This is a genomic window from Burkholderia catarinensis, assembly GCF_001883705.2.
In the GTDB taxonomy this organism is placed as follows: domain Bacteria; phylum Pseudomonadota; class Gammaproteobacteria; order Burkholderiales; family Burkholderiaceae; genus Burkholderia; species Burkholderia catarinensis.
The window spans coordinates 37,155-61,394 of record NZ_MDEQ02000030.1; the positions used below are offsets into that span (position 1 = coordinate 37,155).

The following is a 24,240-nucleotide window of genomic DNA, read 5'->3' on the forward strand; positions in this document are numbered from 1 at the left end:
ATTCGTACGATTTGAACAGACAAAGCAGTCCGGAGGAGATGTGATCGAGATCCACGCTTTCGACACCCAGGAAGCGCAAAGCGAAGCGCTCGCGCGCGCCGTCGGCGATGCGCTGCGCGCCGCGCTCGCGGGCCCCGCGCGTCCGACGCTCGCGGTGTCCGGCGGCACGAGCCCGCGCCCGTTCCTGCACGCGCTGTCGCACGCGGCGCTCGACTGGGCCGGCATCGACGTCACGCTGGTCGACGACCGCTGGGTGCCGGAGGATGACGCCGCAAGCAACGCGCACCTCGTGCGCGACACGCTGCTGCAGCACGCCGCGGCCCCCGCCCGCTTCCTGCCGCTCGTCGACACGCGCGCCGCGCTCGACGCGCACGTCGCCGCGCTGAACGCGAACGCCGACTACCGCGTGCCGAACGTCGCGGTGCTCGGCATGGGCGAGGACGGCCACACCGCATCGATCTTCGCCGACGCGCCCGAATGGGAGCACGCGATTACGACGCCCGAGCGTTTCGTCGCCGTGCATCCCGGCGCCGCGCCGCATGCGCGCGTGAGCTTTTCGCTCGATGCGCTCAAGCGCGTCGACCGGCTGTTCCTGCTGATCGCGGGCCCCGCCAAGCGCGACGTGCTCGACGCCGCGGCCGCGTCGCTGCAGAAGAACGCGATTTCCCAACTGGCCAACGACAAGGGGACCCAGCTCGATGTCTACTGGTGCGCAAAGTAAGGCGGCCGTCGCGGGCCAGCATGCCGACGGCCCGCGCCTGCTCGCGGACGTCGGCGGCACCAACGCGCGCTTCGCGCTGGAAAACGGTCCGGGCGAGATCGCGCAGATCCGCGTCTATCCCGGCGCCGACTATCCGACGATCACCGACGCGATTCGCAAGTACCTGAAGGACGTGAAGATCACCCGCGTGAACCACGCGGCGATCGCGATCGCCAATCCGGTCGACGGCGACCAGGTCACGATGACCAACCACGACTGGAGCTTCTCGATCGAGGCGACGCGCCGTGCGCTCGGCTTCGACACGCTGCTCGTCGTCAACGATTTCACCGCGCTCGCGATGGCGCTGCCGGGCCTGACCGACGCGCAGCGCGTGCAGGTCGGCGGCGGCGCGCGCCGCCAGAACAGCGTGATCGGGCTGCTCGGGCCCGGCACCGGGCTCGGCGTGTCGGGGCTGATTCCGGCCGACGACCGCTGGATCGCGCTCGGCAGCGAAGGCGGCCACGCGTCGTTCGCGCCGCAGGACGAGCGCGAGGATCTCGTGCTGCAGTACGCGCGCAAGAAATTCCCGCACGTGTCGTTCGAGCGCGTGTGCGCGGGCCCCGGCATGGAGATCATCTATCGCGCGCTCGCCGCGCGCGACAAGAAGCGCGTGGCCGCGACCGTCGACACGGTCGAGATCGTCGAGCGCGCGCAGGCGGGCGACGCGCTCGCGCTCGAGACGGTCGATTGCTTCTGCGGAATTCTCGGCGCGTTCGCGGGCAGCGTCGCGCTGACGCTCGGCGCACTCGGCGGCGTGTACATCGGCGGCGGCGTCGCACTGAAGCTAGGCGAACTGTTCACGCGCTCGTCGTTCCGCGCGCGCTTCGAGGCGAAGGGCCGCTTCACGCACTATCTCGAGAACATCCCGACCTACCTGATCACCGCCGAATACCCGGCGTTCCTCGGCGTGTCGGCGATCCTCGCCGAGCAACTGTCGAACCGCTCGGGCGGTGCGTCGTCGGCCGTGTTCGAGCGGATCCGCCAGATGCGCGACGCGCTGACGCCGGCCGAGCGCCGCGTTGCCGATCTCGCGCTGAACCATCCGCGCTCGATCATCAACGATCCAATCGTCGACATCGCGCGCAAGGCCGACGTGAGCCAGCCGACCGTGATCCGCTTCTGCCGCTCGCTCGGCTGCCAGGGACTGTCGGACTTCAAGCTGAAGCTCGCCACCGGCCTCACCGGCACGATCCCGATGAGCCACAGCCAGGTGCATCTCGGCGATACGGCCACCGACTTCGGCGCGAAGGTGCTCGACAACACGGTGTCGGCGATCCTGCAGTTGCGCGAGCACCTGAATTTCGAACACGTCGAGAACGCGATCGAGATCCTGAACAGCGCGCGGCGCATCGAGTTCTACGGGCTCGGCAACTCGAACATCGTCGCGCAGGACGCGCACTACAAGTTCTTCCGCTTCGGGATTCCGACGATCGCGTACGGCGACCTGTACATGCAGGCCGCGTCGGCCGCGCTGCTCGGCAAGGGCGACGTGATCGTCGCGGTGTCGAAGTCGGGGCGCGCGCCCGAACTGCTGCGCGTGCTCGACGTCGCGATGCAGGCCGGCGCGAAGGTGATCGCGATCACGTCGAGCAACACGCCGCTCGCGAAGCGCGCGACCGTCGCGCTCGAGACCGACCACATCGAGATGCGCGAGTCGCAACTGTCGATGATCTCGCGGATCCTGCATCTGCTGATGATCGACATCCTCGCGGTCGGCGTCGCGATCCGCCGCGCGTCGACGAACGGCGAATTGCCCGAGGCCGTCGCGCAGGCGAAGGCGCGCGCGAGCGACGACGAAACGGCCGACGTGCTCGACTGGCTGAGCCACGGCGCGTCGCCGGCGGCGAAGGACGTCGCGCGGGATTGACGCGCGGCGCGGCAACCGCCGCTTCACGCGCTCAAAAGAAAAACGCCACCGGCGCATCGCGCACGGTGGCGTTTTTCATTCCGCCGCCCGGCCGGCGGTTCAGGCACCCGCCTCGACGGGCCGCCCGTGCCAGCGCAGCACGAGGTAGCGTCCGGCGAAACACAGCACGCCCGAGACGCCGATCGTCACGCCCATCGCGAACGGCGTGCCGTCGGCGAGTGCGCCGATCGCGACGCTCGCCAGCGCGCCGAGCGCGAGCTGCATCGCGCCGAACACGGCCGCCGACGCGCCCGCGTTGTGCGGATAGCGATGCATGAGGTCGGTCGTGCAGTTCGCGGACAGGATTCCGACCACGCCGACGACGAAGAACAGGCACACGACGATCGACCACAGCCCGCCCCACCCCGTCAGCGCGACGAGCGCGACCGCGAGCGACGCGATGCAGCTCACGAGCGCCGCGGCCGAGATGATGCGCAGCGAGCCGATGCGGCCGACGAGCCGCGTGTTCGCGAAGTTGCCGATCATGATCCCGATGATGTTCAGGCCGAACAGCAGCCCGTAGTGCTGCGGCGACACGTGGAAATACTCGATGTACACGAACGGCGTCGCGGTGATGTACGAGAACATCGACGCGAACGCCATCCCGCCGCACAGCATGTGTCCCCACGCAACGGGGTCGGACAGGATGCGCCCGTACGACGCGAACGACGCGAGCACGGCCGCGCTCTTGCGCCGCTCCTTCGGCCAGGTTTCGGGCACGCGCAGGTACGCGGTCGCCGCGCATACCGCACCGAACACGGCCAGCACGACGAACACGCCGCGCCAGCCCGAGAAGCGCAGGATCTGGCCGCCGATCAGCGGCGCGAGCAGCGGCCCGACCGCGGTGACGATCGCGACCATCGACAGCACCTTCGCCGCGTCGCTCGGCTCGTGCGCGTCGCGCGCGATCGCGCGAGCCAGCACCGACGCGGCGCCGGCGCCGAGCGCCTGCAGGAAGCGCACGACGATCAGCATGTCGATCGAGCCCGCCACGAAGCAGCCGATGCTCGCGAGCGTGAACAGCGCGATGCCGCCGAGCAGGACGGGCCGGCGGCCCCACGTGTCGGACAGCGGGCCGTACAGCAGCATGCCGACCGAGAAGCCGGCCATGAAACTCGTCAGCGTGCGCTGCGCGGCGCCGGGGCTGACGGAGAACCCGCTGGCGATCGACGGCAGGCTCGGCAGGTACATGTCGGTGGCGATCGGCCCGCAGGCGGCGAGCGCGCCGAGCAACAGGATCAGCCGGACATCGGGCCGGCGCCGGACGACGTGAGACATGGGTATCCGGAATGGAGCCCGCGCGCATCGGGGCGCGCGTGGCGGTGAAGACGGGAGGCCGCGCCGCAAACGGCGCGCTCAGGCCCATGATTGTACGCGCAACTTTTTCACGCGCCGCCGGCCGCGTACGATGGCGGGCCCGGAAACACCGGCGCGCGGGATCGCGCGCGGATTCGATTAAGCTTGCCGCTCTTGTCTGACCAATTCGATGTCCCACCGAACCGATGACCGCTTTCCTGCTGATCTGGAGCCCCAAGAAATGGCCGTGGCCCGAGTTGCCCGACGTCGCCGCGCGCGTGAAGGCCGGCGAGGCCGTGCATGACGTATGGGGCTGCGGCTTCGCGCGCGGCATCCTGCCGGGCGACCGCGTGTTCCTGCACCGCGTCGCGAAGGAGCCCAAGGGCGTGTTCGGCTCCGGCTACGTGACGCGCGCGCCGTACGAGGTGCCCGATCCGGCGATGAAGCGCGGCTACCGGCTGTGCATCGACTTCGTGTACGACTGGCTGGTCGACGCGCACCAGGACGTCGTGATCGCGCGCGACGCACTGCGCGTCCACCCGTACTCGGTACAGACCTGGGATGCGCAGACATCCGGCACGTCGATCAAGCCGATGGTCGAAGGCCCGCTCGAGAAGCGCTGGGCCGAGCTGACCGGCAAGCGCAAGCCGCCCCGATAGCCGCCCTCGATAGCCGGGTCGAATCGGGCACGCCTTTCCGGCCCGCGCGATCCCCCGCGCGCCGAAAGGCCGCGGACCTGCCCGCGGGCCTGTCGCGCGCGTCTCCGGTACAATCGGACGATCGTTCCGCCCAGGCGCCGCGGCCCGTGCACAGGCCCCCGCGCCGTTCTCTCGCAGGTTTCGCCCATGTCCAACAATCAGATCCTCTTCGAACGCGCCCAGAAGACCATTCCCGGCGGCGTCAACTCGCCGGTGCGCGCATTCCGTTCGGTCGGCGGCACGCCGCGTTTCGTCGCGCGCGCGCAAGGCCCGTATTTCTGGGATGCCGACGGCAAGCAGTACATCGACTACATCGGCTCCTGGGGCCCGATGATCGTCGGCCACGTCCATCCGGAAGTGCTGTCGGCCGTGCAGAACGTGCTCGCCGACGGCTTCTCGTTCGGCGCGCCGACCGAAGCCGAGATCGAGATCGCCGAGGAAATCTGCAAGCTCGTGCCGTCGATCGAGCAGGTGCGGATGGTGTCGAGCGGCACCGAGGCCACGATGAGCGCGCTGCGTCTCGCGCGCGGCTTCACGGGCCGCAGCCGCATCGTCAAGTTCGAGGGCTGCTACCACGGCCACGCGGACAGCCTGCTCGTGAAGGCCGGCTCGGGCCTGCTGACGTTCGGCAACCCGACGTCGGCCGGCGTACCCGCCGACATCGCGAAGCACACGACCGTCCTCGAATACAACAACGTCGCCGCGCTCGAGGAAGCGTTCGGCGCGTTCGGCGACGAGATCGCCGCGGTGATCGTCGAGCCGGTCGCGGGCAACATGAACCTCGTGCGCGGCACGCCCGAATTCCTGAACGCGCTGCGCGCGCTGTGCACGAAGCACGGCGCCGTGCTGATCTTCGACGAGGTGATGTGCGGGTTCCGCGTCGCGCTCGGCGGCGCGCAGGCGTACTACGGGATCACGGCCGACCTCACCTGCCTCGGCAAGGTGATCGGCGGCGGGATGCCGGCCGCCGCGTTCGGCGGCCGCCGCGACATCATGGCCCACCTCGCGCCGCTCGGCGGCGTCTACCAGGCGGGCACGCTGTCGGGCAACCCGATCGCGGTCGCCGCCGGCCTGAAGACGCTGCAGCTGATCCAGGCGCCCGGCTTCTACGACGCGCTCACCGCGCAGACCAAGCGTCTCGCCGACGGCCTCGCAGCGGAAGCACGCGCGGCCGGCGTACCGTTCGCGGCCGACTCGATCGGCGCGATGTTCGGCCTGTACTTCGCCGAGCGCGTGCCGACCAGCTTCGCGGAAGTCACGAAGAGCGACATCGAGCGCTTCAACCGCTTCTTCCACCTGATGCTCGACGAGGGCGTGTACTTCGCGCCGTCGGCATACGAGGCCGGTTTCGTGTCGAGCACGCACGACGACGCGGTGATCGATGCGACGCTCGCGGCCGCGCGCCGCGCGTTCGCGGCACTCGCCGCCTGACCCGGGGCCGCGCGCATGTTCTCGGATACCGATTTCGCCCACATGCAGCGTGCGCTCGCGCTCGCCGCGCGCGGCATGTACACGACGGCGCCGAACCCGCGCGTCGGCTGCGTGATCGTCAAGGACGGCGACGTGATCGGCGAAGGCTTCACGCAGCCGGCCGGCCATGACCACGCGGAAGTGCAGGCGCTGAAGGACGCGCGCTCGCGCGGCTGCGACGTCGCGGGTTCGACCGTCTACGTGACGCTCGAACCGTGCAGCCATTTCGGCCGCACGCCGCCGTGCGCGAACGCGCTGATCGACGCGCGCGTCGCGAAGGTCGTCGCCGCGATGGAAGACCCGAACCCGCAGGTGTCCGGGCGCGGCCTCGGGATGCTGCGCGACGCGGGCATCGACGTGCGCTGCGGGCTGCTCGCGCATGAAGCCGGCGAACTGAACATCGGCTTCGTGTCGCGGATGACGCGCGGCCGCCCGTGGGTGCGGATGAAGACCGCCGCGTCGCTCGACGGCCGCACCGCGCTGCCGTCCGGCGAAAGCCAGTGGATCACCGGCGAGGCCGCGCGCCTCGACGGGCATGCGTGGCGCGCACGCGCATGCGCGATCCTCACCGGCATCGGCACCGTGCGCGAAGACAATCCCTTGCTGACCGTGCGCGACATCGACACGCCGCGCCAGCCGCAGCGCGTGCTGGTCGACAGCCGCCTCGACCTGCCGCTCGACGCGCGGCTGCTCGAAGGCGCGCCTCTGCTGATCTTCTGCGGCCGGCTCGACGCCAGCGGCGAAATGCGCGCGAACGTGCTGAAGGCGCGCGGCGCGGAAATCGTGCCGCTCGCGAATGCGCACGGCAAGGTCGACCTGCCCGCGATGCTGTCGGCGCTCGGCGCGCGCGGCGTCAACGAGTTGCACGTCGAGGCCGGCCACAAGCTGAACGGTTCGCTGCTGCGCGAACGATGTGTCGACGAATTGCTCGTCTATCTCGCGCCGAGCCTGCTCGGCGCCGACGCGGCCGGCATGTTCGACCTCGCCGCGCCGGCGAGTCTTGAAGCACGCACGCGACTGTCGTTTCACGGTATCGAGCGGATCGGCGACGATCTGCGGATCCTGGCCCGTTTCGCGCCGCCCGACGCCTCTCACTGAACGGAATCGTCACGATGTTTACCGGAATTGTCGCGGCCGTCGGCCGTATCGAATCGATCCAGTCGCTCGGCACGTCGGCCGATGCGGGCGTGCGGCTGACCGTGCTGGCCGGCGGGCTCGATCTCGCCGATGTCGCGCTCGGCGATAGCATCGCGATCCAGGGCGCATGCATGACGGTGATCGAAAAGACCGACGCCGCGTTCGACGTCGAGGTGTCGCGCGAAAGCCTGAACCGCACGGTCGGCCTCGCGGAACCCGGCGACGTGAACCTCGAGAAGGCGCTGCGCGCGCACGACCGCCTCGGCGGCCACATCGTGTCGGGCCATGTCGACGGCCTCGGCACCGTGTCGCGCTTCGCGCCGGTCGGCGAGTCGCACGAACTGCGCATCGTCGCGCCGCGCGAGCTCGGCCGCTATCTCGCGTACAAGGGGTCGATCACGGTCAACGGCGTGAGCCTGACCGTCAACACGGTCGACGACCGCGCGGACGGCTGCGAATTCTCGATCAACCTGATTCCGCATACGGTCGAGGTCACGACGCTGCGCCACGTGAAGACCGGCGACCAGGTCAACCTCGAAGTCGACATGATCGCGCGGTATGTGGAGCGGATGCTGTCGGCGGCATCTCCCATACAGGGTAGCTGACCGCTGCGGGGAGCCTCGCTGCGCGACTATTTCTCGCTCCTCGACTAGTCGCCCATCGGGCGACTCTGCAACTCTTGGGCGCTTTGCACCCGGCGCGTCGGGTATCAGCCCCCTGCCCACTCGAACCGGACTACCCTGCGGCAACTCGCAATCAGGCGCCCGCTCCTCCATCGCTCGCCAACTCTTTCAACGCCCGCTCCGGAAACACCGGGCCCTTGTAAAGCGGGCTACATGGCGTGCGCGCCAGCTTTAGCGACAGCTCGATGAGTTCGTTCGATTTGTCCTGGGCGCGGTAGGCTTCGGCGAGATGCGCGAACTCCGTCATGATGCCGACAACGCTGCGATTTTGCGTCTTCGCATATTTGACGACATGCATCTCGCGCACTTCCGAGTCGATAAACGGACGCTGTACTCCGTGGGCCGTCAGTATATCCACCAGAGCCTCCGGAAACCTGATCGCTAGGTTAGCGGCCGGAGCCAACGGCATCAGCACAGGCAATAGCGTCTGCGCATTCACAAGCATCGCAACCTGCGGCTTCCATGCCAAAACAGTTGCGTACCAGTTGCCAAGCTTCGCGGTGCTGCTTCCGACCTCGATCACGTCGGGATTCAGGCGTTTGAGCAGCTTTTGAGTGCAGTAAAGGTACAGCATGGAAAAGAGAGCCCCCTTGTACCAAGAGAAGATGTCCGACGAGCCAACAAGCGTGGTTCGGCCCGGCCCGCATCGCCGATGCACATGCTTGAAATTATACGCAGGTAGCGTATAATTCGGCCATGCAAGCGACCTTCATCGAACTGCCGCCGTTTTCCCGTGAACGCGAGAACTATCTCGCGGATGACGAGTACGCCGTTCTGCAGAAAGAGCTGCTGGCTAATCCCGAGGCCGGTGACTTGATCAAGGGAACCGGCGGTCTGCGGAAGTTGAGGTTCGCTGACAAACGCCGCCAGAAAGGCAAACGCGGTGGCCTACGAGTGATCTATTACTACTGGGTCAGCGGTTATCAATTCTGGTTGTTCACACTGTACGACAAGGATGAAATGGCAGACCTATCCGGTGACGAGCGCAAAGCCTTCGCGAAGCTGCTGGAAAGAGAGGTCACGATACGGAGCAAGCAATGAAAAAGCGAAATCTGTTTGCTGAATTGACTGAGGGTCTCGACGCTCTTGCAGCCGAGCGCGAAGGGAAAATCACGCTGCGCAAGATCACGGCCGATGTGCCCGATGCGCTCGAAGTCTCGCCGGCCGAAATCAAGGCCGTGCGCGAAGCCTCTCACGCGTCTCAAGCCGTCATGGCCCGAAGCCTGCGCATCAACGTGCGCACGTATCAGAATTGGGAACAAGGCAAGGCCAAGCCGAACGCACAGGCCGCCACTCTGATCCGACTAGTCGCCAAGCATCCGGAAACACTTCGGATGCTGGAAACGCTCTGAACGACGCTCCATTGCGGGCACCGTCCGGCATCGCGTATCGTCGTCTCGTTACAAACACCGTGACACGACGGTATTTGCGACGGTATACGAGCGACTTTTCTCAATCCTGCCTATGGGGGGCGTAGCTTTCCACGATACCCATCGCGTCATAACGACGTGCGTTGCTCCCGCCCCACTTCCCGCCGTTCCTCGCCTTCGCTCGACACTCGCCGGCCCGCCCCGACACCTGACCGAACGGCCAACGACGCGCACGGGTCATCCCGTCGCGCTAAGATGCGACGGCAGCGGTTCCGGCGCCGCAACGCACGACGCGCCGCGTACCGCCCGCCCCTCTTCCCACAGGAGTCGTCCCCATGTCCATCTCGATGTATCAGGCTTCGCTGCCCGTACTGATTCGCGGCCTGACCAACCTGCAGCACATCCTCGGCAAGGCGCAAGCACACGCGGCCGAGAAGCAGATCGATCCGTCGGTATTCCTCGGCGCACGGCTCTACCCGGACATGCTGCCGCTCGTCCGCCAGGTCTACATCGCGACCGACACGGCCAAGGGCTGCGCCGCGCGACTCGCCGGCGCCGAGATTCCGAGCTACCCGGACGTCGAGCAGACCTTCGACGAACTGCACGCGCGCATCCAGAAGACGATCGACTACCTGAAAAGCTTCGACGCCGCGCAGATCGACGGCAGCGAGGCGCGCCAGATCGTGCTGAAGATGCGCGTCGGCCCGATCGAGCTCACCGGCCAGTCGTACCTGCTGCACTTCGCGCTGCCCAATTTCTTCTTCCACGTGACGACCACGTACGACATCCTGCGCCACAGCGGCGTCGAGCTCGGCAAGCTCGACTACCTCGGCGGGCTCGACCAGCACGCATGACGCGCGGCCGGGCAAAGCCCGGCCCGCAACCGTCCGCACCCGCGTGCAGGCAACGCGCGGCGGCCCGGCCAGGCCTGCCGCGCGGGCCGGCCGCGACGCTTTCCGGAGCGCTTGCCGGCCGCGCGCGGTCCATGCCAGCCGAAACGCCGTCCGGCTGGCGTAAAATACGCACTTTCCTCTTTCTCGCCCCTTTATGACGCTCGCCTCCACGCTCGACATCATCGCCGAGCTGAAAGCCGGCCGGATGGTGATCCTGGTCGACGAAGAAGACCGCGAAAACGAAGGCGACCTCGTGATCGCCGCCGAATTCGTCACGCCGGAAGCGATCAACTTCATGGCCAGGTACGGCCGCGGCCTGGTTTGTCTGACGTTGACGCAGGAACGCTGCAAGCAGCTGCACCTGCCGCTGATGACCTACCGCAACGGCACGCAGTACGGCACCGCGTTCACGGTCAGCATCGAAGCGGCCGAAGGCGTGACGACCGGCATCTCGGCCGCCGACCGTGCGCACACGATCGCCACGGCGGTCGCGCACGACGTGCGCCCCGAGCACATCGTGCAGCCGGGCCACGTGTTCCCGATCATGGCGCAACCGGGCGGCGTGCTCGTGCGCGCGGGCCACACCGAGGCCGGTTGCGACTTCACCGCGCTCGCCGGCCTCACGCCGGCCGCGGTGATCTGCGAGATCATCAAGGACGACGGCACGATGGCGCGCCTGCCCGACCTGATCGAATTCGCGAAGGAACACAACCTGAAGATCGGCACGATTGCCGACCTGATCCAGTACCGCAGCCGCACCGAATCGATCATCGAGCGGATCGCCGAGCGCACGATGCAGACCGCGCACGGCACGTTCCGCACGGTGCTGTACCGCGACCAGCCGAGCGGCTCGCCGCATATCGCGCTGGTGCGCGGCACGCCGTCGCCCGACGTCGATACGCCCGTGCGCGTGCACGAGCCGCTGTCGGTGCTCGACCTGCTCGAGACGGGCGTGTCGACGCACTCGTGGACGCTCGACGCCGCGATGCGCGAGATCGCGGAGCGCGACCTCGGCGTGATCGTGCTGCTCAACTGCGGCGACACGAAGGAACACCTGATCGACGTCTTCAAGGCGTTCGACGAGGAAGAAAAGGCCGCTGCGCTCAAGCGCCGGCCGGTCGATTTCAAGACGTTCGGCATCGGCGCGCAGATCCTGCGCGATGTCGGCGTCGGCAAGATGCAGGTGCTGTCGAATCCGCGCAAGCTGGGCAGCATGTCCGGCTACGGCCTCGAAGTCACGGGCTTCATTCCGATGCCCGGCGGCGAAGCCAAGTCCTGCCCGGCGTCCAACGCGTAACCCGCCACGGCGCTTTCGCCCTATAACCGTTCATCCACACCACGGACAAGATCATGGAAATCGGACAATACCAACCGAATCTCGAAGGCGACGGCCTGCGTATCGGCATCGTGCAATCGCGCTTCAACGAGCCCGTGTGCAACGGCCTCGCCGACGCGTGCGTCGAAGAACTGGAGCGCCTCGGCGTCACCGGTGAAGACGTGCTGCTCGTGTCGGTGCCCGGCGCACTGGAAATCCCGCTCGCACTGCAGAAGCTCGCGGAAAGCGGCCAGTTCGACGCGCTGATCGCGCTCGGCGCGGTGATCCGCGGCGAGACCTACCACTTCGAACTCGTGTCGAACGAGAGCGGCGCGGGCATCACCCGTATCGGCCTCGACTTCAACCTGCCGATCGCGAATGCGGTCCTGACGACCGAAAGCGACGAGCAGGCCGTCGCGCGCATGACCGAAAAGGGTCGTGACGCCGCGCGCGTCGCCGTCGAGATGGCCAACCTGACGATGGCGCTCGACCAACTCGGCGACGACGAGGACGAAGAAGAAGACGAAGACGACGAAGAGGAGCGCGCATGAAGAAGAGCGCCCGCCGACAATCGCGCGAGCTGGCGACGCAGGGCCTGTACCAGTGGCTGCTGTCGAACGCGCCCGCTGGCGAGATCGACGCGCAACTGCGCGGCGCGCTCGGTTACGACAAGGCTGACAAGGCGCTGCTCGAGGCCATCCTGCACGGCGTGATCCGCGAGCATGCCACGCTCGTCGAAGCGCTGACGCCGTCGCTGGACCGTCCGATCGAGCAGCTGTCGCCGGTCGAACGCGCCGTGCTGCTGATCGCGACGTTCGAGCTCACGCACCACGTCGAAACGCCGTACCGCGTGATCATCAACGAAGCGGTCGAACTCGCGAAGACGTTCGGCGGCTCCGACGGCTACAAGTACGTGAACGGCGTGCTCGACAAGCTCGCCGCGAAGCTGCGCCCCGCCGAAACGCAGGCGCGCCGCAACGGCTGATACCGTTTGTCCACGGGCGCGCAAGCGCCCGTTTTTCATTCTCCCTCCCCGTCCCGCCCGCCGATGAATACCACCGCCGCTTCGCTCGTCACGCTCGCAGCACGCGTCGACGCGATCCAGCCCTTTTACGTGATGGAATTGATGAAGGAGGCACAGCGGCTCGAGTCCTCCGGGCGCGATGTTATCCACATGGGCATCGGCGAGCCGGATTTCACCGCGCCGGAGCCTGTCGTCGACGCGGCCGCGGCCGCGCTGCGCCGCGGCGTCACGCAGTACACGAGCGCGCTCGGCATTGCGCCGCTGCGCGAGGCGATCGCCGCGCACTACGCGCGTGCCTACGGCCTCACGATCAGCCCGGAGCGGATCGTCGTGACGGCCGGCGCGTCGGCCGCGCTGCTGCTCGCGTGCCTCGCGCTCGTGGGCCGCGACGACGAGGTGCTGATGCCCGACCCGTCGTACCCGTGCAACCGGCACTTCGTCGCCGCTGCCGAAGGCCGCCCGGTGCTCGTGCCGAGCGGCCCGGATGCACGCTTTCAGCTCACCGAGGACGACGTCCGCACGCGCTGGGGCAACAGCACGCGCGGCGTGCTGCTCGCGTCGCCGTCGAACCCGACCGGCACGTCGCTCGAACCGGACGAGCTGAAGCGGATCGTCGAGGCCGTGCGTGCACGCGGCGGCTTCACGATCGTCGACGAGATCTACCAGGGGCTCAGCTACGACGCGGCGCCCGTGTCGGCGCTGTCGTTCGGCGACGATGTCATCACCGTGAACAGCTTCTCGAAGTATTTCAGCATGACGGGCTGGCGGCTCGGCTGGCTGGTCGTGCCGCCCACGCTGGTCGACACGTTCGAGAAGCTCTCGCAGAACCTGTTCATCTGCCCGTCCGCACTCGCGCAGCACGCGGCACTCGCGTGCTTCGAGCCGGCCTCGCTCGACATCTACGAAGCGCGCCGGCTCGAATTCAAGCGCCGCCGCGATTTCATCGCGCCGGCGCTCGAACGGCTCGGCTTCACCGTCCCCGTGATGCCGGACGGCGCATTCTATGTGTATGCGCGTTGCGGCGGCGTCGCCCACCCGGCGGCCGGAGACAGCGCCGCGCTCACGCAGGCGATGCTGCACGACGCGGGCGTCGTGCTGGTGCCCGGCATGGACTTCGGTGTCCATGCGCCGCGCGACTATATCCGCCTGTCCTATGCGACGGCCTACTCGCGGCTCGAAGAGGCGGTCGAACGGCTCGCGACGCTGTTCGGGCAGCACTGACGCCACGGCCGGCACACTGGCCGTTTCGCGCACCGCAAAGAAGAAAAGGCACCCGGACCGGGTGCCTTTTTCATTTCCTGCGGACAGCGCCGCGCGGTACGCGTAACCGTTACGCGCCGAGTTCCGAGTGATCGGCGTGCGCTTGCTTCGCGGTATCGACGCTCGCGTCCTGCGGCGACGCATCCTTCGGCGCTGCCGCCTTCACCGACGTCGCGCCATCGAGCGTTGCATGCACGCGCTTCGCGCCGCCTGTCGATGCCGTCACGGCTGCAGCCGTGACGATCGGCTTCGCCGGCGCCTGCGGCGCGTTGACCGGCACGCTGCGGCCATGCGACACGTCGCGCAGCCGGCCGCGTTCGGCCATCACCTTCGAACCGTATGCGGTGTCGTCGGGATTCGTCGAGCCGTTGTACAGGCGCAGGCCGTTCGCGAGCGAGCCGCCGCGCGCGATGCAGTCCTTCAGCACGAGCGCGCCGACCTGGAGATTCGCGATCGGCTGCAGTGCGGTATCGGTGCCGCCGAAATACTCGAACTTGTCGGAATGAACCTTCGACATGACCTGCATCAGGCCCTTCGCGCCGACGCCGCTTTCGGCATACGGGTTGAAGCCTGACTCGATCGCCATCACGGACAGCAGCAGCAGCGGGTCGAGGCCGACATCACGGCCGGTCTGGAACGCGGCCTTGACGAGCTGGCCGAGCGGCTCTTGTGCGATGCGGTAACGGCGCGACAGATAGGTCGCGACGAGCGCCTGTTCGCGGTTCGACGCAAGCGCACGATCGTCGCGCGCATCGGCCGGCACCCGCTGGGTCGGAATCAGTTTTGCAAGCGCGACGGGCGACGGGCCGTTGCGGGCCGGATCGGACGCATCGCCCTGCGCGGCGGCTTCCGGTGCGACGTCGAGGCCGACCGCAAGCGTATCCGTTTCGGGACTGTCTTCCTGCTGCGGCTGCACGCCGGCAGGCGCGAAGTTCGGCAGCGGATGGCCGGACAGCAGACGAGCCGGACCGGCCTGCACGGCCGCGGAAACGACCGGCATCAGCTTCGCGGCAAGCGTGCCGCGTACGGTTGGCAGCAGCCACAGTGCAAGCGCAACCGCGACAGCCAAACAGCCGACAACGCTGAATAGATGGTGACTGACACGCGTCCCGCGACGCAGCATGTTGCGCACGATTTGCGCATGCTGCTCATTGGGACGCCACGATAACCAAGCGTTCATTCAGATCATCTCCCATGAACATGACTCGTGCGGCTCGCTCAGCTCGATGGCGAGACAGAATACGTGCCGCGGAATCAAGACGCCGCACGCCTTGGTTGGGACGTGCAAGCATCGGAGAAACGGTATAAGTACCGTTCGAGGCCACGGTGTAAGAGGGCCGGCACCTTCGCACAATGGGCGAGGCGGGCATACGCGGTGGCACCCACGCAAAAAACCAGCGTCTGGTAGCGCTGGCTGGGACTACGACTAAAGCCGTCGAATACGCCGTGCAGGATTCGGCGGACGGTGACGCGCTGCGTCAAAGATCGGTGATTGGCGGCTCGAAGCCTTTTACCCTGCAACCAATGTGAGCGGATTCTAGCAGGGTTTTATAGATCGTCAACACTATAAAACATTAAAATCATAACAAAAAGTAATTTAGCGGCACCCTTCAGATCGGAAGCCCCCTGCCGTAGGGCGTTTGCGCGCGGTCGACTTTTTTCTCTGCCGGGCGGGCGGGCGGCGGCCCGGGTAAAATCGTCGGTCGATTCGGGGCCGCAGCCGGCCGCTGCGCCCGCCCACCGCTGCCCGCCCTGCGGGTGGCCCGGACCTTCTTCATGAAATACAGAGACTTACGCGATTTCATCCAGCGCCTCGAGGCGCTCGGCGAACTGCGGCGCGTCACGCAACCCGTGTCGCCCGTACTCGAAATGACCGAGCTGTGCGACCGCGTGCTGCGCGCCGGCGGCCCCGCGCTGCTGTTCAACGCGCCGCCCGGCCATGCTTTCCCGGTGCTCGGCAACCTGTTCGGCACGCCGCGCCGCGTCGCGCTCGGAATGGGCGTCGATGCGGGCGACGACGCCGCGCTCGATTCGCTGCGCGATCTCGGGCGCCTGCTGTCCGCGCTGAAGGAACCCGACCCGCCGAAGAGCCTGAAGGATGCCGGCAAGCTGCTGTCGCTCGCGAAGGCCGTGTGGGACATGGCGCCGAAGGCGGTGTCGTCGCCGCCGTGCCAGGAGATCGTCTGGGAAGGCGCCGACGTCGACCTGAACAAGCTGCCGATCCAGACCTGCTGGCCCGGCGATGCGGGGCCGCTGGTCACGTGGGGCCTGACGGTCACGCGCGGGCCGAACAAGTCGCGCCAGAACCTCGGCATCTACCGCCAGCAGTTGATCGGCCGCAACAAGCTGATCATGCGCTGGCTCGCGCATCGCGGTGGCGCGCTCGACTTCCGCGAATTCGCGCTGCAGAACCCCGGCAAGCCGTATCCGGTCGCGGTCGTGCTCGGCGCCGATCCGGCCACGACGCTCGGCGCGGTGACGCCCGTGCCCGATTCGCTGTCCGAGTACCAGTTCGCCGGCCTGCTGCGCGGCAGCCGCACGGAGCTCGCGAAGTGCCTGACGCCCGGCGTCGACACGCTGCAGGTGCCCGCGCGCGCGGAGATCGTGCTCGAAGGCTTCATCCATCCGCAGGAAGGCACCCCTGCCCCCGCTCCGGCCGGCGCACCGCCGCGCCCGGCCGGCAACGCGTCCGCCGCGTACGAGCATGCGCTCGAAGGCCCGTACGGCGACCACACCGGCTATTACAACGAGCAGGAGTGGTTCCCGGTGTTCACCGTCGAGCGCATCACGATGCGCCGCGACGCGATCTACCACTCGACCTACACGGGCAAACCGCCCGACGAGCCCGCGGTGCTCGGCGTCGCGCTCAACGAGGTGTTCGTGCCGCTGCTGCAGAAGCAGTTCGCGGAGATCACCGACTTCTACCTGCCGCCCGAAGGCTGCAGCTACCGGATGGCCATCGTCCAGATGAAGAAGAGCTACGCGGGCCACGCGAAGCGCGTGATGTTCGGCGTGTGGAGCTTCCTGCGGCAGTTCATGTATACGAAGTTCATCGTGGTCGTCGACGAGGACGTGAACATCCGCGACTGGAAGGAAGTGATCTGGGCGATCACGACCCGCGTCGACCCCGTGCGCGACACGGTGATGGTCGACAGCACGCCGATCGACTATCTCGATTTCGCATCGCCGGTCGCCGGTCTCGGTTCGAAGATGGGGCTCGACGCGACCAACAAGTGGCCCGGCGAGACGAACCGCGAATGGGGCCGCCCGATCGAGATGGATGCGGCCGTGAAGGCGCGCGTCGACCGGCTCTGGCAGGAGATCGGGCTCTGAGGCTGTCAGGCCGGCACGCGCCGGCCCGTGCATCGCAATCACCGCAAGAACAAAGAAGATGAGCTTTCCGCCCGCCTCGATGCTGTCCGACGGTTTCTTTCTGTCGTTGTCGCTGTGTCTCGACATCGGCCTCGTGAACGTCGCGATGCTGTCGCTGACGCTGTCGCACGGCTTCCGGCCGGGCTTCTGGCTCGGCGTCGGCTCGTGCGTCGGCGATCTCGTCTACGCGGCACTCGCGCTCGCGGGGATGGCCGTGCTGCTGCAGTTCGAGGCCGTGCGCTGGATCGTGTGGATCGGGGGCGGCGCCGTGCTGCTGTTCCTCACGTGGAAGATGGCGCGCGAAGCGCTGGTGCCGGCCAAGTCGGCCGACGACGACGCGGACGATGCGCCGCCGCCGCGTGCGAGCGCGCGACGCAGTTTCCTGCGCGGGATGCTGCTCGCGATGTCGTCGCCGAGCGCGATCCTGTGGTTCGCGGCGGTCGGCGGCGCACTGATCGCGAAAGCCGGCGCAACCACGCCGGTCACCGCATCGGTGTTCCTGTCGGGCTTTTTCCTCGGCGGCCTCGCGTGGACGCTCTTCATGTGCACACTCGCGAGCCAGGGCCGCAAGCGTGCGGGCGCCGGGCTGATGCGCGCGTGCCACGTCGCGTCGGCGCTGCTGTTCGCGTATTTCTCGTACAGCGTGATCGTCGGCGGCTACCGCGACCTGATCGTGCACGCGGTGTAATCGCAGCCGACCTGCACCGGCCGTGCGTCAAGCAGCGGCCCCAATGAAAAACGGCGCAGCGCCCCTCGCGGGACGTTGCGCCGTTTTGCCACGCGCGGTCAGGCCGCGCGGGACGAATCAGCGACGCCAGCCGTGATGACCCCAGCCGCCGTAGCCATGACGCCAGTACGGACGACCGTAGTAGCCGCCATAGCCACCGTAGCCGCCGACGACCACGGCGGGCGGCGGCGCATAGTAGGCCGGCGCCGGTGCGTAATAGACGGGCGGAGGCGGCGGCGCGTAGTACACGGGCGGCGGCGGTGCATAGACGGGGTATGCGGGTGCGACCGGGATACCGATGCCGACCCCGATCGACACGTGGGCCTGCGCGGCGCTTGCAGCACCCAGGCCCAGCGCGGCGGCGGCGATGAACGGAATGAGCTTTTTCACTTCGATTCTCCTGCTGGAGCGGTATTTTATGCGCTCCTGTCGGCAACGGCGGACATGCACGTCGCATGGAAGCAATGTAGCGAAAACCCGCCCCTCACGTATCGTGCATTTGTTGCAAATTGCAATTGCACGCGGCCGGAGCCGCCGTGCAGCATGGCTTCCGGAGTCGGCGGCGACCCTTGCGGGTCGCGCGATTCCGTCCGACGAGTCGGGTCCTAACACAATGGCCGGTCAGTCTTACCGGATACGGCACGCGCAGCGGGCACGCGGACGTAATGAACGATTACAAATTTGAAACAAGATGCCGACATTTCCAGCGGACATGCGCGCGATGGATTCAAGGGTCTGATTCCATGGTCCTGAATCGACCATGACGCCGGGCGCCACCCTGCGCATGGATTGCGCCATATAACGGTAAGCAGTCCATGCGTCTGCGCGGAAATCGACCCTCCTCGACTCCGCCGTCATTCCTGCGATACTGACGGCTGCTCCGTTTTCGCTTAGTCCGCCGCCATGTCTCTCCCCGACATACCCCGCCTCGGCTTCATCGGCGCCGGCCGTCTCGCGCGCTGTGTCGCGCAGCGCTTCGCACAGGCCGGCTTTCCCGTCGTCGCGATCGCGAGCCGCACGCCTGAATCGGCCGCGATCCTCGCCGCGCGCATCGACGGCTGCCAGGCGGTCGACACGCCGCAGCAGGTCGCCGACGCCGCCGACCTGATCTTCCTGACGGTGCCCGACGACCATCTCGCGTCGGCCGCCGCGGCGCTGCGCTTCGACGCATCGCGCGCCGCGCGGCAGGGCGTCGTCCACTGCAGCGGCGCTTCGGCGGTCGCGCTGCTCGACCCGGCGAAACGGCAAGGCGCGGCCACCGGCGGCTTCCATCCGCTCTACCTGTTCGGCGGCACCGATGCCGACCTCGCCCGCATCGACGGCTGTTCGGTCACGATCGAAGCCGACGGCGCATTGCATGCGACGCTGATGCGACTTGCTGCCGCACTCGGCTGCCATCCGTTGTCGATTCCGGCCGGCGGACGGATGCTCTATCACGCGGCCGCGCACTACGCGGCGAGCTTCGCACTGTGCGGGCTGTCGGAAGCGGTCGAGCTGTGGCGCGGCCTCGGTTTCGACGAGGAAGCCGCGCTGCGCGCACTGCTGCCGATGCTGGCCGGCACGATCGAGACCGCACGCGACAAGGGGCTCGCGAACGCGCTCGCCGGCCCCGTGTCGCGCGGCGATACGGGTATCGTCGAACGCCAGCTCGCGCTGCTCGAAGCGCGCGGCGGCGATCACGCGACGCTGTACGCGCTGATGACGCGCCGCGCGGTCGCGCTCGCGGCGCAGCGCACCGCACCGCCGGCGTCGCTGCCGGCGCTCGCCGAAGCCGTCGAAACGTCGCTCGCACGCGCGCCCGCGCCCCCCTCCCCGTCGCACGACGAGGCGTGATAAGGTGTCGGCCGATGCGCCGCCATCCGGCGTTGGCGGCCGCACGCTACCGACTGTATAAAAAGGATGCCAACGATGTTCGGCGAGATCGCCCGTTTTCTGCTCAATACCATCTTCACGCTGTTCGGCGCCGCGCTGATCCTGCGCGTCTGGATGCAGGCCGTCCGCGTGCCGCCGTACAACCCCGTCACGCAGGCCGTGCTGCAGGCGACCAACTGGCTCGTGCTGCCGCTGCGCCGCGTGATCGCGGGCGTGCGCGGCATCGACTGGGCCAGCGTCGTCGCCGCGCTGCTCACCGCGCTCGTCTATGTCGTGCTGATGGTCGTGATGGCCGGCTTCGATCCGACCTCGGTGATCGCGACGCTCGTCGTGGTCGCGCTGCTCACCGTCGTGAAGTGGGCGCTCAACCTCGTGATCTGGATGACGATCCTGATGGCGCTGCTGTCGTGGCTCAACCCGCGCTCGGCGGCGATGCCGATCCTCTACCAGCTCACCGCGCCGTTCCTGAACCCGCTGCGCCGCATCATCCCGAACCTCGGCGGCATCGACCTGTCGCCGATCCTGCTGTTCGTGATCGTGCAGGTGCTGCTGATGATCGTCACGCGCGCCGCCGTGTCGATGACAATGTTCGGCATCTGACGCCGTACCCTACGCCGCCGGCCCCTGCGCCGGCGGTGCGCCGAGCGTGTCGATCACGCCGAAGCGCGCCGGCAGCATCGCGTAGCACACGCGCACCTTCTCGTGCGACAGCCGCTCGAGCAGTTGCTGCGCTTCTTCCTCGGTGACGATGAATTCGACCTCGATCGCGAGCGTACCCTGCAGTTCGAAGAAGCGGTCCTCGTGCAGCACGCGATGCTGGCCGAAGCCGGCCATCGCGCGAAACGCGGAACCGCCCGCGACGCCCATCCGGTTCGCCTCCTCCAGCAGCCATTCCCATAGCGGCTTCCAGTGCAGCCGGTGCTGCTCGTGCACATAGAAGCGCAAGAAGATCCTGTCCATCGCTCCCTCCGATGGCGGCATGCTCAGGCCGCCGCGAGCCACGCGCGCGCGGTCCACATGCCGAGCGCCGTCAGCGCGAACGATCCAATCAAGTGTAGGGCAGCCACCGCAAACGCCCATCCGAATTCGCCCTCGAACGCATGCGTCATCACTTCGACCGAATAGGTCGAGAACGTCGTGAGGCCACCAAGAAAGCCCGTGATCACGAACAGCCGCCACTCGGGCGGCAGCCCGACGCGGGCCGTGAACACGACGGCGGCCACGCCGATCACGTAGCCGCCGATCAGGTTCGCGGCGAGCGTGCCGAGCGGCACCGCGGGAAAGAATGCGTTGAGCGCGAGACTCAGGAACCAGCGCAGCAACGCGCCGAGCCCGGCGCCGACGAAGATCGCGACGATCGAATAGAACAAGGGCACTCCCGGTCGATGATGCGGCTGGACTCAGCCGCCGGCCCCCGGTTGCCCGGGACAATGCCCGTTCCCGAACGCGCGCGGCGCGTGCACGGGCGGCACAGGCTGAACTGTATGCGGATTCGCCACGCACCTGCAACGGCGACAGCCCGCATGAGGTCCGCCCGTTCGGGTGGCGCCCGCCCGCAGGTTCACGCGCGTCGCCAGGCTGCGTCGAGCACGCTCAGCGTCGCCAGCGCACCGCCCTTCAACCCGATCGCGTCCGCACGGCGCGCATGCGCTTCGCGCGCATTGATGCGGATCACGTCGGCGCCGAGCCGTTCGCTCAGCAGGCGCACGGTCGGAATCGCGGTGCCCGCGCCGATCTCGACCACGGCGACGCGCCCGGCCCGCGCGATCCAGTCTTCCAGCGCGCGCTCCTGCGCGTCGTAGCGCGCACCGAGCCAGCCGGTGTCGCCGAACATCAGGATGTTCGGCCGCGCGAGGCCGCCGCAGCGCGGGCAGCGCGGCATTTCGCCGATGAGCCGGCACGTGGCCTCGTCGACGTCGGGCACGAACGGCGCCGCATCCCACGTGTCGTCCGAACAGGGGCGCAGGCACTGCATCGCATGAATCGACCCGTGGATCTCGACGATCCGCGCCGGATCGAAGCCGGCTTTCTGGAACTGGCCGTCGACGTTGCTCGTCAGCACGAAGCCGCCGTTCGGCATCGCGTCGATCCAGCGGCGCAGGATCGCGAAGCCCGCATGCGGCACCGTCGCGCGGTAGAGCGCGAGGCGGTGTCCGTAGAAGCCCCACGCGAGCTGCGCGCGCGCACGGAACGCGTGCGGCGACGCGATCTCGTGGAATTCGAAACGCTCGTGGCGCAGCGCCGGATACGCGCGCCAGAAGCCGTCCGTGCCGCGAAAATCGGGCAGCCCGGAATCGACGCCGATGCCCGCGCCGGCCGTCACGAGCAACGCGTCGGCGCGCGCGAGCGCGTCAACGGCGGAAGCGACGAGATCGGCGGGCAGTTGTACAGCGGGGGTGGAGGAATCGGCGGAATCGGAGAACGGCATGATGGGGCGGCGGTGGCGTCGAGCGGTACGCAAGTGGCGTCGCGATCATACGCCGGTTCGGGCTCCCGCCGCAGGTGCAATGCAACGGCACGACGCCGCACTCGTCCGGCCGCCGGCGGTGCAGCGCCGGCCGATGCGGGGACCGCCGGCGATGCCGCGGCCCGACACCGCCCGGTCTGCTCAGCTATCCGGATCGTCCTGCGCGACCGGAATCTCGTCGACCGCGAAATAGACCGGCTTGCCGAGGCGCCGCGCGAGGCTGACGTCCGCATCGGCCCCGCGCGACGCGCCGTCGATCCGACATACCGCATCGCAGCGGCGCAGCAGCCGGTGCGCGGCCGGGTACAGGAACGCTTCGCTGATGTCGTCGCCGACCTGCCGCGACCCGGCCGTGGCGGCGAGCGGCAGCGACACCCACTCGCCGATCATCGGCACATGCCCGCGGCGATACACGGCGAGCGCCGCCGCTTCCAGCCGGTGCAGGTTCGCGGCGATGCGCGCGGGGTCGCCGTCCGTGCCGCTGCGATAGGGGCCGGCGACCAGCACGAGCAGCGGCGTCATGCGGCGCGCGCGCCCGCGGTTTCCCGCAGCGCGACGTACTGCAGCAGCATGATCGTCTTCGCATCGACGATCTCGCCGCGCTCGACCGCATCCAGCGCCGCCTGCAGCGGCATCTCGACGACTTCGAGATCCTCGCCCTCTTGCGCGACGCCGCCGCCGTCGCCGGTGCGCAGCGACGCATCGTATTCGCCGACGAAGAAATGCAGCTTCTCCGTCACCGAGCCCGGGCTCATGAACGCCTCGAACACCTTGCGCACGCCACGCACGCGATAGCCGGTCTCCTCCTCGGCCTCCGCGCGGATGCGCGCTTCGGGCGTCGCGTCGTCGAGCAGGCCGGCGGCCGCCTCGAGCAGCATGCCGTCGTGCCCGCTGACGAACGCCGGCATCCGGAACTGCCGCGTCAGCAGCACATCGCCCGTGCCGGCATGACGCAACAGGATCGTCGCGCCGTTGCCGCGATCGTAGGTCTCGCGGCTCAGGCGTTGCCACGTTCCGTCGCGGCGCAGGAAATCGAACGTCACCTTCTTCAGCACATACCAGTCATCGGACAGCACCGTCGTATCGACGATGCGGACACGGTCCCGCGTTGCAGCCATTGCAGCCTCCCGTTCGACAAAAGACGACGCCCATGGTAACGTGCATATTCGTGCAATTTCAAGAATTTTCGTGCAATCACGATGCTGACGACACAACGCAAGAAAGCGATCCTCGACGCACTCGCGCGCGACGGCCAGGTGCTGGCCGTCGAGCTGAGCGCGCAATTCGGCGTATCCGAAGATACGGTGCGCCGCGACCTGCGCGAACTCGCGGCCGAAGGCCTGCTGCAGCGCGTGCATGGCGGCGCGCTGCCGGCATCGCCGGCCGTCGCGCCGTTCGCGCAGCGCGAAACCCTCGAAACCGCGGAAAAACGGCGCATCGCGCGGCGGGCCGCGCAGATGATCGCGCCCGGGCAAGTGGCGATCGTCGACGGCGGCACAACGTCGGCGCTGCTCGTCAGCCAGTTGCCGGCCGACCTGCGCGCGACGATCGTCACGCACAGCCCGAGTGTCGCCGTCGCGCTGGCCGCGCATCCGTCGATCGACGTGATCCTGATCGGCGGGCGGCTCTACAAGCATTCGATCGTCGCGGTCGGCGCGGCGGCGATGGAAGGCATCGCGCGCATCCATGCGGACCTGTACTTCATGGGCGTCACGGGCGTCCATCCGGTCGCGGGGCTGAGCACCGGCGATTTCGAGGAAGCGGCGATCAAGCGCGCGCTGGCCGAACGCGCGGCCGAGACGGTCGTGCTCGCATCGCAGTCGAAGCTGCGCGCGGCATCGCAGTTCGTGATCGGCGACATCACGCTGGCGCATACGGTCGTCGTCGAGAAGGAAACCGACGCCGCACTGACGAAGCCGATCGAGGCGGCGGGCGTGACGGTCGTGCGCGCGTAGCCGCGCCGGTTCGTGCTCGTCGAATCGGTTGCAGG

General features: G+C 68.0%; 27 protein-coding genes. 18 read left to right on the top strand and 9 right to left on the bottom strand.

Annotation, left to right across the window (positions count from 1 at the left end; genetic code table 11):
* Positions 1-40 precede the first annotated feature (40 nt).
* Entirely contained in the window at positions 41-721 is a 681-nt protein-coding gene (pgl, locus tag BFF94_RS32155; RefSeq protein WP_219140250.1) for a 6-phosphogluconolactonase, read from the top strand.
* The gene (locus BFF94_RS32160) at positions 699-2,627 is read left to right on the top strand and encodes a bifunctional transcriptional regulator/glucokinase (RefSeq protein ID WP_128843532.1); all 1,929 of its coding nucleotides are present in this window, start codon (positions 699-701) and stop codon (positions 2,625-2,627) included. The genes pgl and BFF94_RS32160 overlap by 23 nt, the downstream gene beginning before the upstream one ends.
* 99 nt (positions 2,628-2,726) lie before the next feature.
* Here BFF94_RS32160 and BFF94_RS32165 read toward each other — a convergent pair whose 3' ends face one another.
* On the bottom strand, positions 2,727-3,944 hold the full coding sequence (locus tag BFF94_RS32165; RefSeq protein WP_128843531.1) for a Bcr/CflA family multidrug efflux MFS transporter: 1,218 nt from the start codon (positions 3,942-3,944) through the stop codon (positions 2,727-2,729).
* A gap of 224 nt (positions 3,945-4,168) precedes the next feature.
* Between BFF94_RS32165 and BFF94_RS32170 the strand changes: the two genes are divergently transcribed.
* The 4 genes from BFF94_RS32170 (at position 4,169) to BFF94_RS32185 (ending at position 7,872) form a co-directional block, all read left to right on the top strand.
* On the top strand, positions 4,169-4,621 hold the full coding sequence (locus BFF94_RS32170) for a hypothetical protein (RefSeq protein WP_128843530.1): 453 nt from the start codon (positions 4,169-4,171) through the stop codon (positions 4,619-4,621).
* Positions 4,622-4,807: 186 nt separating this feature from the next.
* The gene (gene hemL, locus BFF94_RS32175; protein ID WP_059590261.1) at positions 4,808-6,091 is read left to right on the top strand and encodes a glutamate-1-semialdehyde 2,1-aminomutase; all 1,284 of its coding nucleotides are present in this window, start codon (positions 4,808-4,810) and stop codon (positions 6,089-6,091) included.
* Between the two features lie 15 nt (positions 6,092-6,106).
* Positions 6,107-7,228, top strand: a complete 1,122-nt coding sequence (gene ribD, locus BFF94_RS32180; protein ID WP_128843529.1) for a bifunctional diaminohydroxyphosphoribosylaminopyrimidine deaminase/5-amino-6-(5-phosphoribosylamino)uracil reductase RibD — start codon at positions 6,107-6,109, stop codon at positions 7,226-7,228.
* Between the two features lie 14 nt (positions 7,229-7,242).
* Positions 7,243-7,872: a riboflavin synthase gene (locus BFF94_RS32185; RefSeq protein WP_128843528.1), complete on the top strand. Its 630-nt coding sequence runs from the start codon at positions 7,243-7,245 to the stop codon at positions 7,870-7,872.
* A 151-nt stretch (positions 7,873-8,023) separates the two neighbouring features.
* Here the strand turns inward: BFF94_RS32185 and BFF94_RS32190 are convergent, their stop codons facing one another.
* Positions 8,024-8,524, bottom strand: coding sequence for a DUF6933 domain-containing protein (locus BFF94_RS32190; RefSeq protein ID WP_128843527.1), 501 nt, complete (start codon positions 8,522-8,524; stop codon positions 8,024-8,026).
* A gap of 122 nt (positions 8,525-8,646) precedes the next feature.
* Between BFF94_RS32190 and BFF94_RS32195 the strand changes: the two genes are divergently transcribed.
* The 7 genes from BFF94_RS32195 (at position 8,647) to BFF94_RS32225 (ending at position 13,773) form a co-directional block, all read left to right on the top strand.
* On the top strand, positions 8,647-8,991 hold the full coding sequence (locus BFF94_RS32195) for a type II toxin-antitoxin system RelE/ParE family toxin (RefSeq protein WP_128843526.1): 345 nt from the start codon (positions 8,647-8,649) through the stop codon (positions 8,989-8,991).
* The gene (locus tag BFF94_RS32200; RefSeq protein WP_128843525.1) at positions 8,988-9,302 is read left to right on the top strand and encodes a helix-turn-helix domain-containing protein; all 315 of its coding nucleotides are present in this window, start codon (positions 8,988-8,990) and stop codon (positions 9,300-9,302) included. The genes BFF94_RS32195 and BFF94_RS32200 overlap by 4 nt, the downstream gene beginning before the upstream one ends.
* Positions 9,303-9,655: 353 nt before the next feature.
* Positions 9,656-10,174: a DUF1993 domain-containing protein gene (locus tag BFF94_RS32205; protein ID WP_128843524.1), complete on the top strand. Its 519-nt coding sequence runs from the start codon at positions 9,656-9,658 to the stop codon at positions 10,172-10,174.
* 193 nt (positions 10,175-10,367) lie between these two features.
* The gene (ribBA, locus tag BFF94_RS32210) at positions 10,368-11,510 is read left to right on the top strand and encodes a bifunctional 3,4-dihydroxy-2-butanone-4-phosphate synthase/GTP cyclohydrolase II (protein ID WP_128843748.1); all 1,143 of its coding nucleotides are present in this window, start codon (positions 10,368-10,370) and stop codon (positions 11,508-11,510) included.
* 53 nt (positions 11,511-11,563) lie between these two features.
* Positions 11,564-12,079: a 6,7-dimethyl-8-ribityllumazine synthase gene (ribH, locus tag BFF94_RS32215; protein ID WP_128843747.1), complete on the top strand. Its 516-nt coding sequence runs from the start codon at positions 11,564-11,566 to the stop codon at positions 12,077-12,079.
* Positions 12,076-12,513 carry a transcription antitermination factor NusB gene (gene nusB, locus BFF94_RS32220; protein ID WP_128843746.1) on the top strand — a complete coding sequence of 146 codons (438 nt, stop codon included), beginning with the start codon at positions 12,076-12,078 and terminating at the stop codon, positions 12,511-12,513. The genes ribH and nusB overlap by 4 nt, the downstream gene beginning before the upstream one ends.
* Before the next feature lie 63 nt (positions 12,514-12,576).
* On the top strand, positions 12,577-13,773 hold the full coding sequence (locus BFF94_RS32225) for a pyridoxal phosphate-dependent aminotransferase (RefSeq protein ID WP_128843745.1): 1,197 nt from the start codon (positions 12,577-12,579) through the stop codon (positions 13,771-13,773).
* A gap of 109 nt (positions 13,774-13,882) precedes the next feature.
* Here BFF94_RS32225 and BFF94_RS32230 read toward each other — a convergent pair whose 3' ends face one another.
* Positions 13,883-14,992, bottom strand: a complete 1,110-nt coding sequence (locus BFF94_RS32230; RefSeq protein ID WP_128843744.1) for a transglycosylase SLT domain-containing protein — start codon at positions 14,990-14,992, stop codon at positions 13,883-13,885.
* Between the two features lie 596 nt (positions 14,993-15,588).
* Between BFF94_RS32230 and BFF94_RS32235 the strand changes: the two genes are divergently transcribed.
* Entirely contained in the window at positions 15,589-17,145 is a 1,557-nt protein-coding gene (locus tag BFF94_RS32235; protein ID WP_128843743.1) for a UbiD family decarboxylase, read from the top strand.
* A 58-nt stretch (positions 17,146-17,203) separates the two neighbouring features.
* Positions 17,204-17,872, top strand: a complete 669-nt coding sequence (locus tag BFF94_RS32240) for a LysE family translocator (RefSeq protein ID WP_128843742.1) — start codon at positions 17,204-17,206, stop codon at positions 17,870-17,872.
* A 117-nt stretch (positions 17,873-17,989) separates the two neighbouring features.
* Here the strand turns inward: BFF94_RS32240 and BFF94_RS32245 are convergent, their stop codons facing one another.
* Positions 17,990-18,301, bottom strand: coding sequence for a hypothetical protein (locus BFF94_RS32245; RefSeq protein WP_128843741.1), 312 nt, complete (start codon positions 18,299-18,301; stop codon positions 17,990-17,992).
* Positions 18,302-18,814: 513 nt separating this feature from the next.
* On the opposite strand from BFF94_RS32245, the gene BFF94_RS32250 reads away from it, so the two are divergent.
* Together BFF94_RS32250 and BFF94_RS32255 are read left to right on the top strand one after the other, a co-directional pair.
* Positions 18,815-19,744: a Rossmann-like and DUF2520 domain-containing protein gene (locus BFF94_RS32250; RefSeq protein ID WP_219140251.1), complete on the top strand. Its 930-nt coding sequence runs from the start codon at positions 18,815-18,817 to the stop codon at positions 19,742-19,744.
* A gap of 75 nt (positions 19,745-19,819) precedes the next feature.
* Positions 19,820-20,383, top strand: a complete 564-nt coding sequence (locus BFF94_RS32255; protein WP_128849124.1) for a YggT family protein — start codon at positions 19,820-19,822, stop codon at positions 20,381-20,383.
* Positions 20,384-20,392: 9 nt separating this feature from the next.
* Here BFF94_RS32255 and BFF94_RS32260 read toward each other — a convergent pair whose 3' ends face one another.
* The 5 genes from BFF94_RS32260 to BFF94_RS32280 form a co-directional block, all read right to left on the bottom strand.
* The gene (locus tag BFF94_RS32260; RefSeq protein WP_128849121.1) at positions 20,393-20,743 is read right to left on the bottom strand and encodes a DUF190 domain-containing protein; all 351 of its coding nucleotides are present in this window, start codon (positions 20,741-20,743) and stop codon (positions 20,393-20,395) included.
* Between the two features lie 23 nt (positions 20,744-20,766).
* Positions 20,767-21,153, bottom strand: coding sequence for a fluoride efflux transporter CrcB (crcB, locus tag BFF94_RS32265; RefSeq protein ID WP_128849118.1), 387 nt, complete (start codon positions 21,151-21,153; stop codon positions 20,767-20,769).
* A gap of 191 nt (positions 21,154-21,344) precedes the next feature.
* Entirely contained in the window at positions 21,345-22,211 is an 867-nt protein-coding gene (locus BFF94_RS32270; protein ID WP_128849115.1) for an SIR2 family NAD-dependent protein deacylase, read from the bottom strand.
* A 180-nt stretch (positions 22,212-22,391) separates the two neighbouring features.
* Positions 22,392-22,772: a TIR domain-containing protein gene (locus tag BFF94_RS32275; RefSeq protein ID WP_128849113.1), complete on the bottom strand. Its 381-nt coding sequence runs from the start codon at positions 22,770-22,772 to the stop codon at positions 22,392-22,394.
* Positions 22,769-23,368: an NUDIX domain-containing protein gene (locus BFF94_RS32280; RefSeq protein ID WP_128849110.1), complete on the bottom strand. Its 600-nt coding sequence runs from the start codon at positions 23,366-23,368 to the stop codon at positions 22,769-22,771. Before BFF94_RS32280 ends, BFF94_RS32275 begins: the two co-directional genes overlap by 4 nt.
* 81 nt (positions 23,369-23,449) lie before the next feature.
* Here BFF94_RS32280 and BFF94_RS32285 point away from each other — a divergent pair, with 81 nt between their 5' ends.
* Positions 23,450-24,205: a DeoR/GlpR family DNA-binding transcription regulator gene (locus BFF94_RS32285; protein WP_219140252.1), complete on the top strand. Its 756-nt coding sequence runs from the start codon at positions 23,450-23,452 to the stop codon at positions 24,203-24,205.
* Positions 24,206-24,240 lie beyond the last annotated feature (35 nt).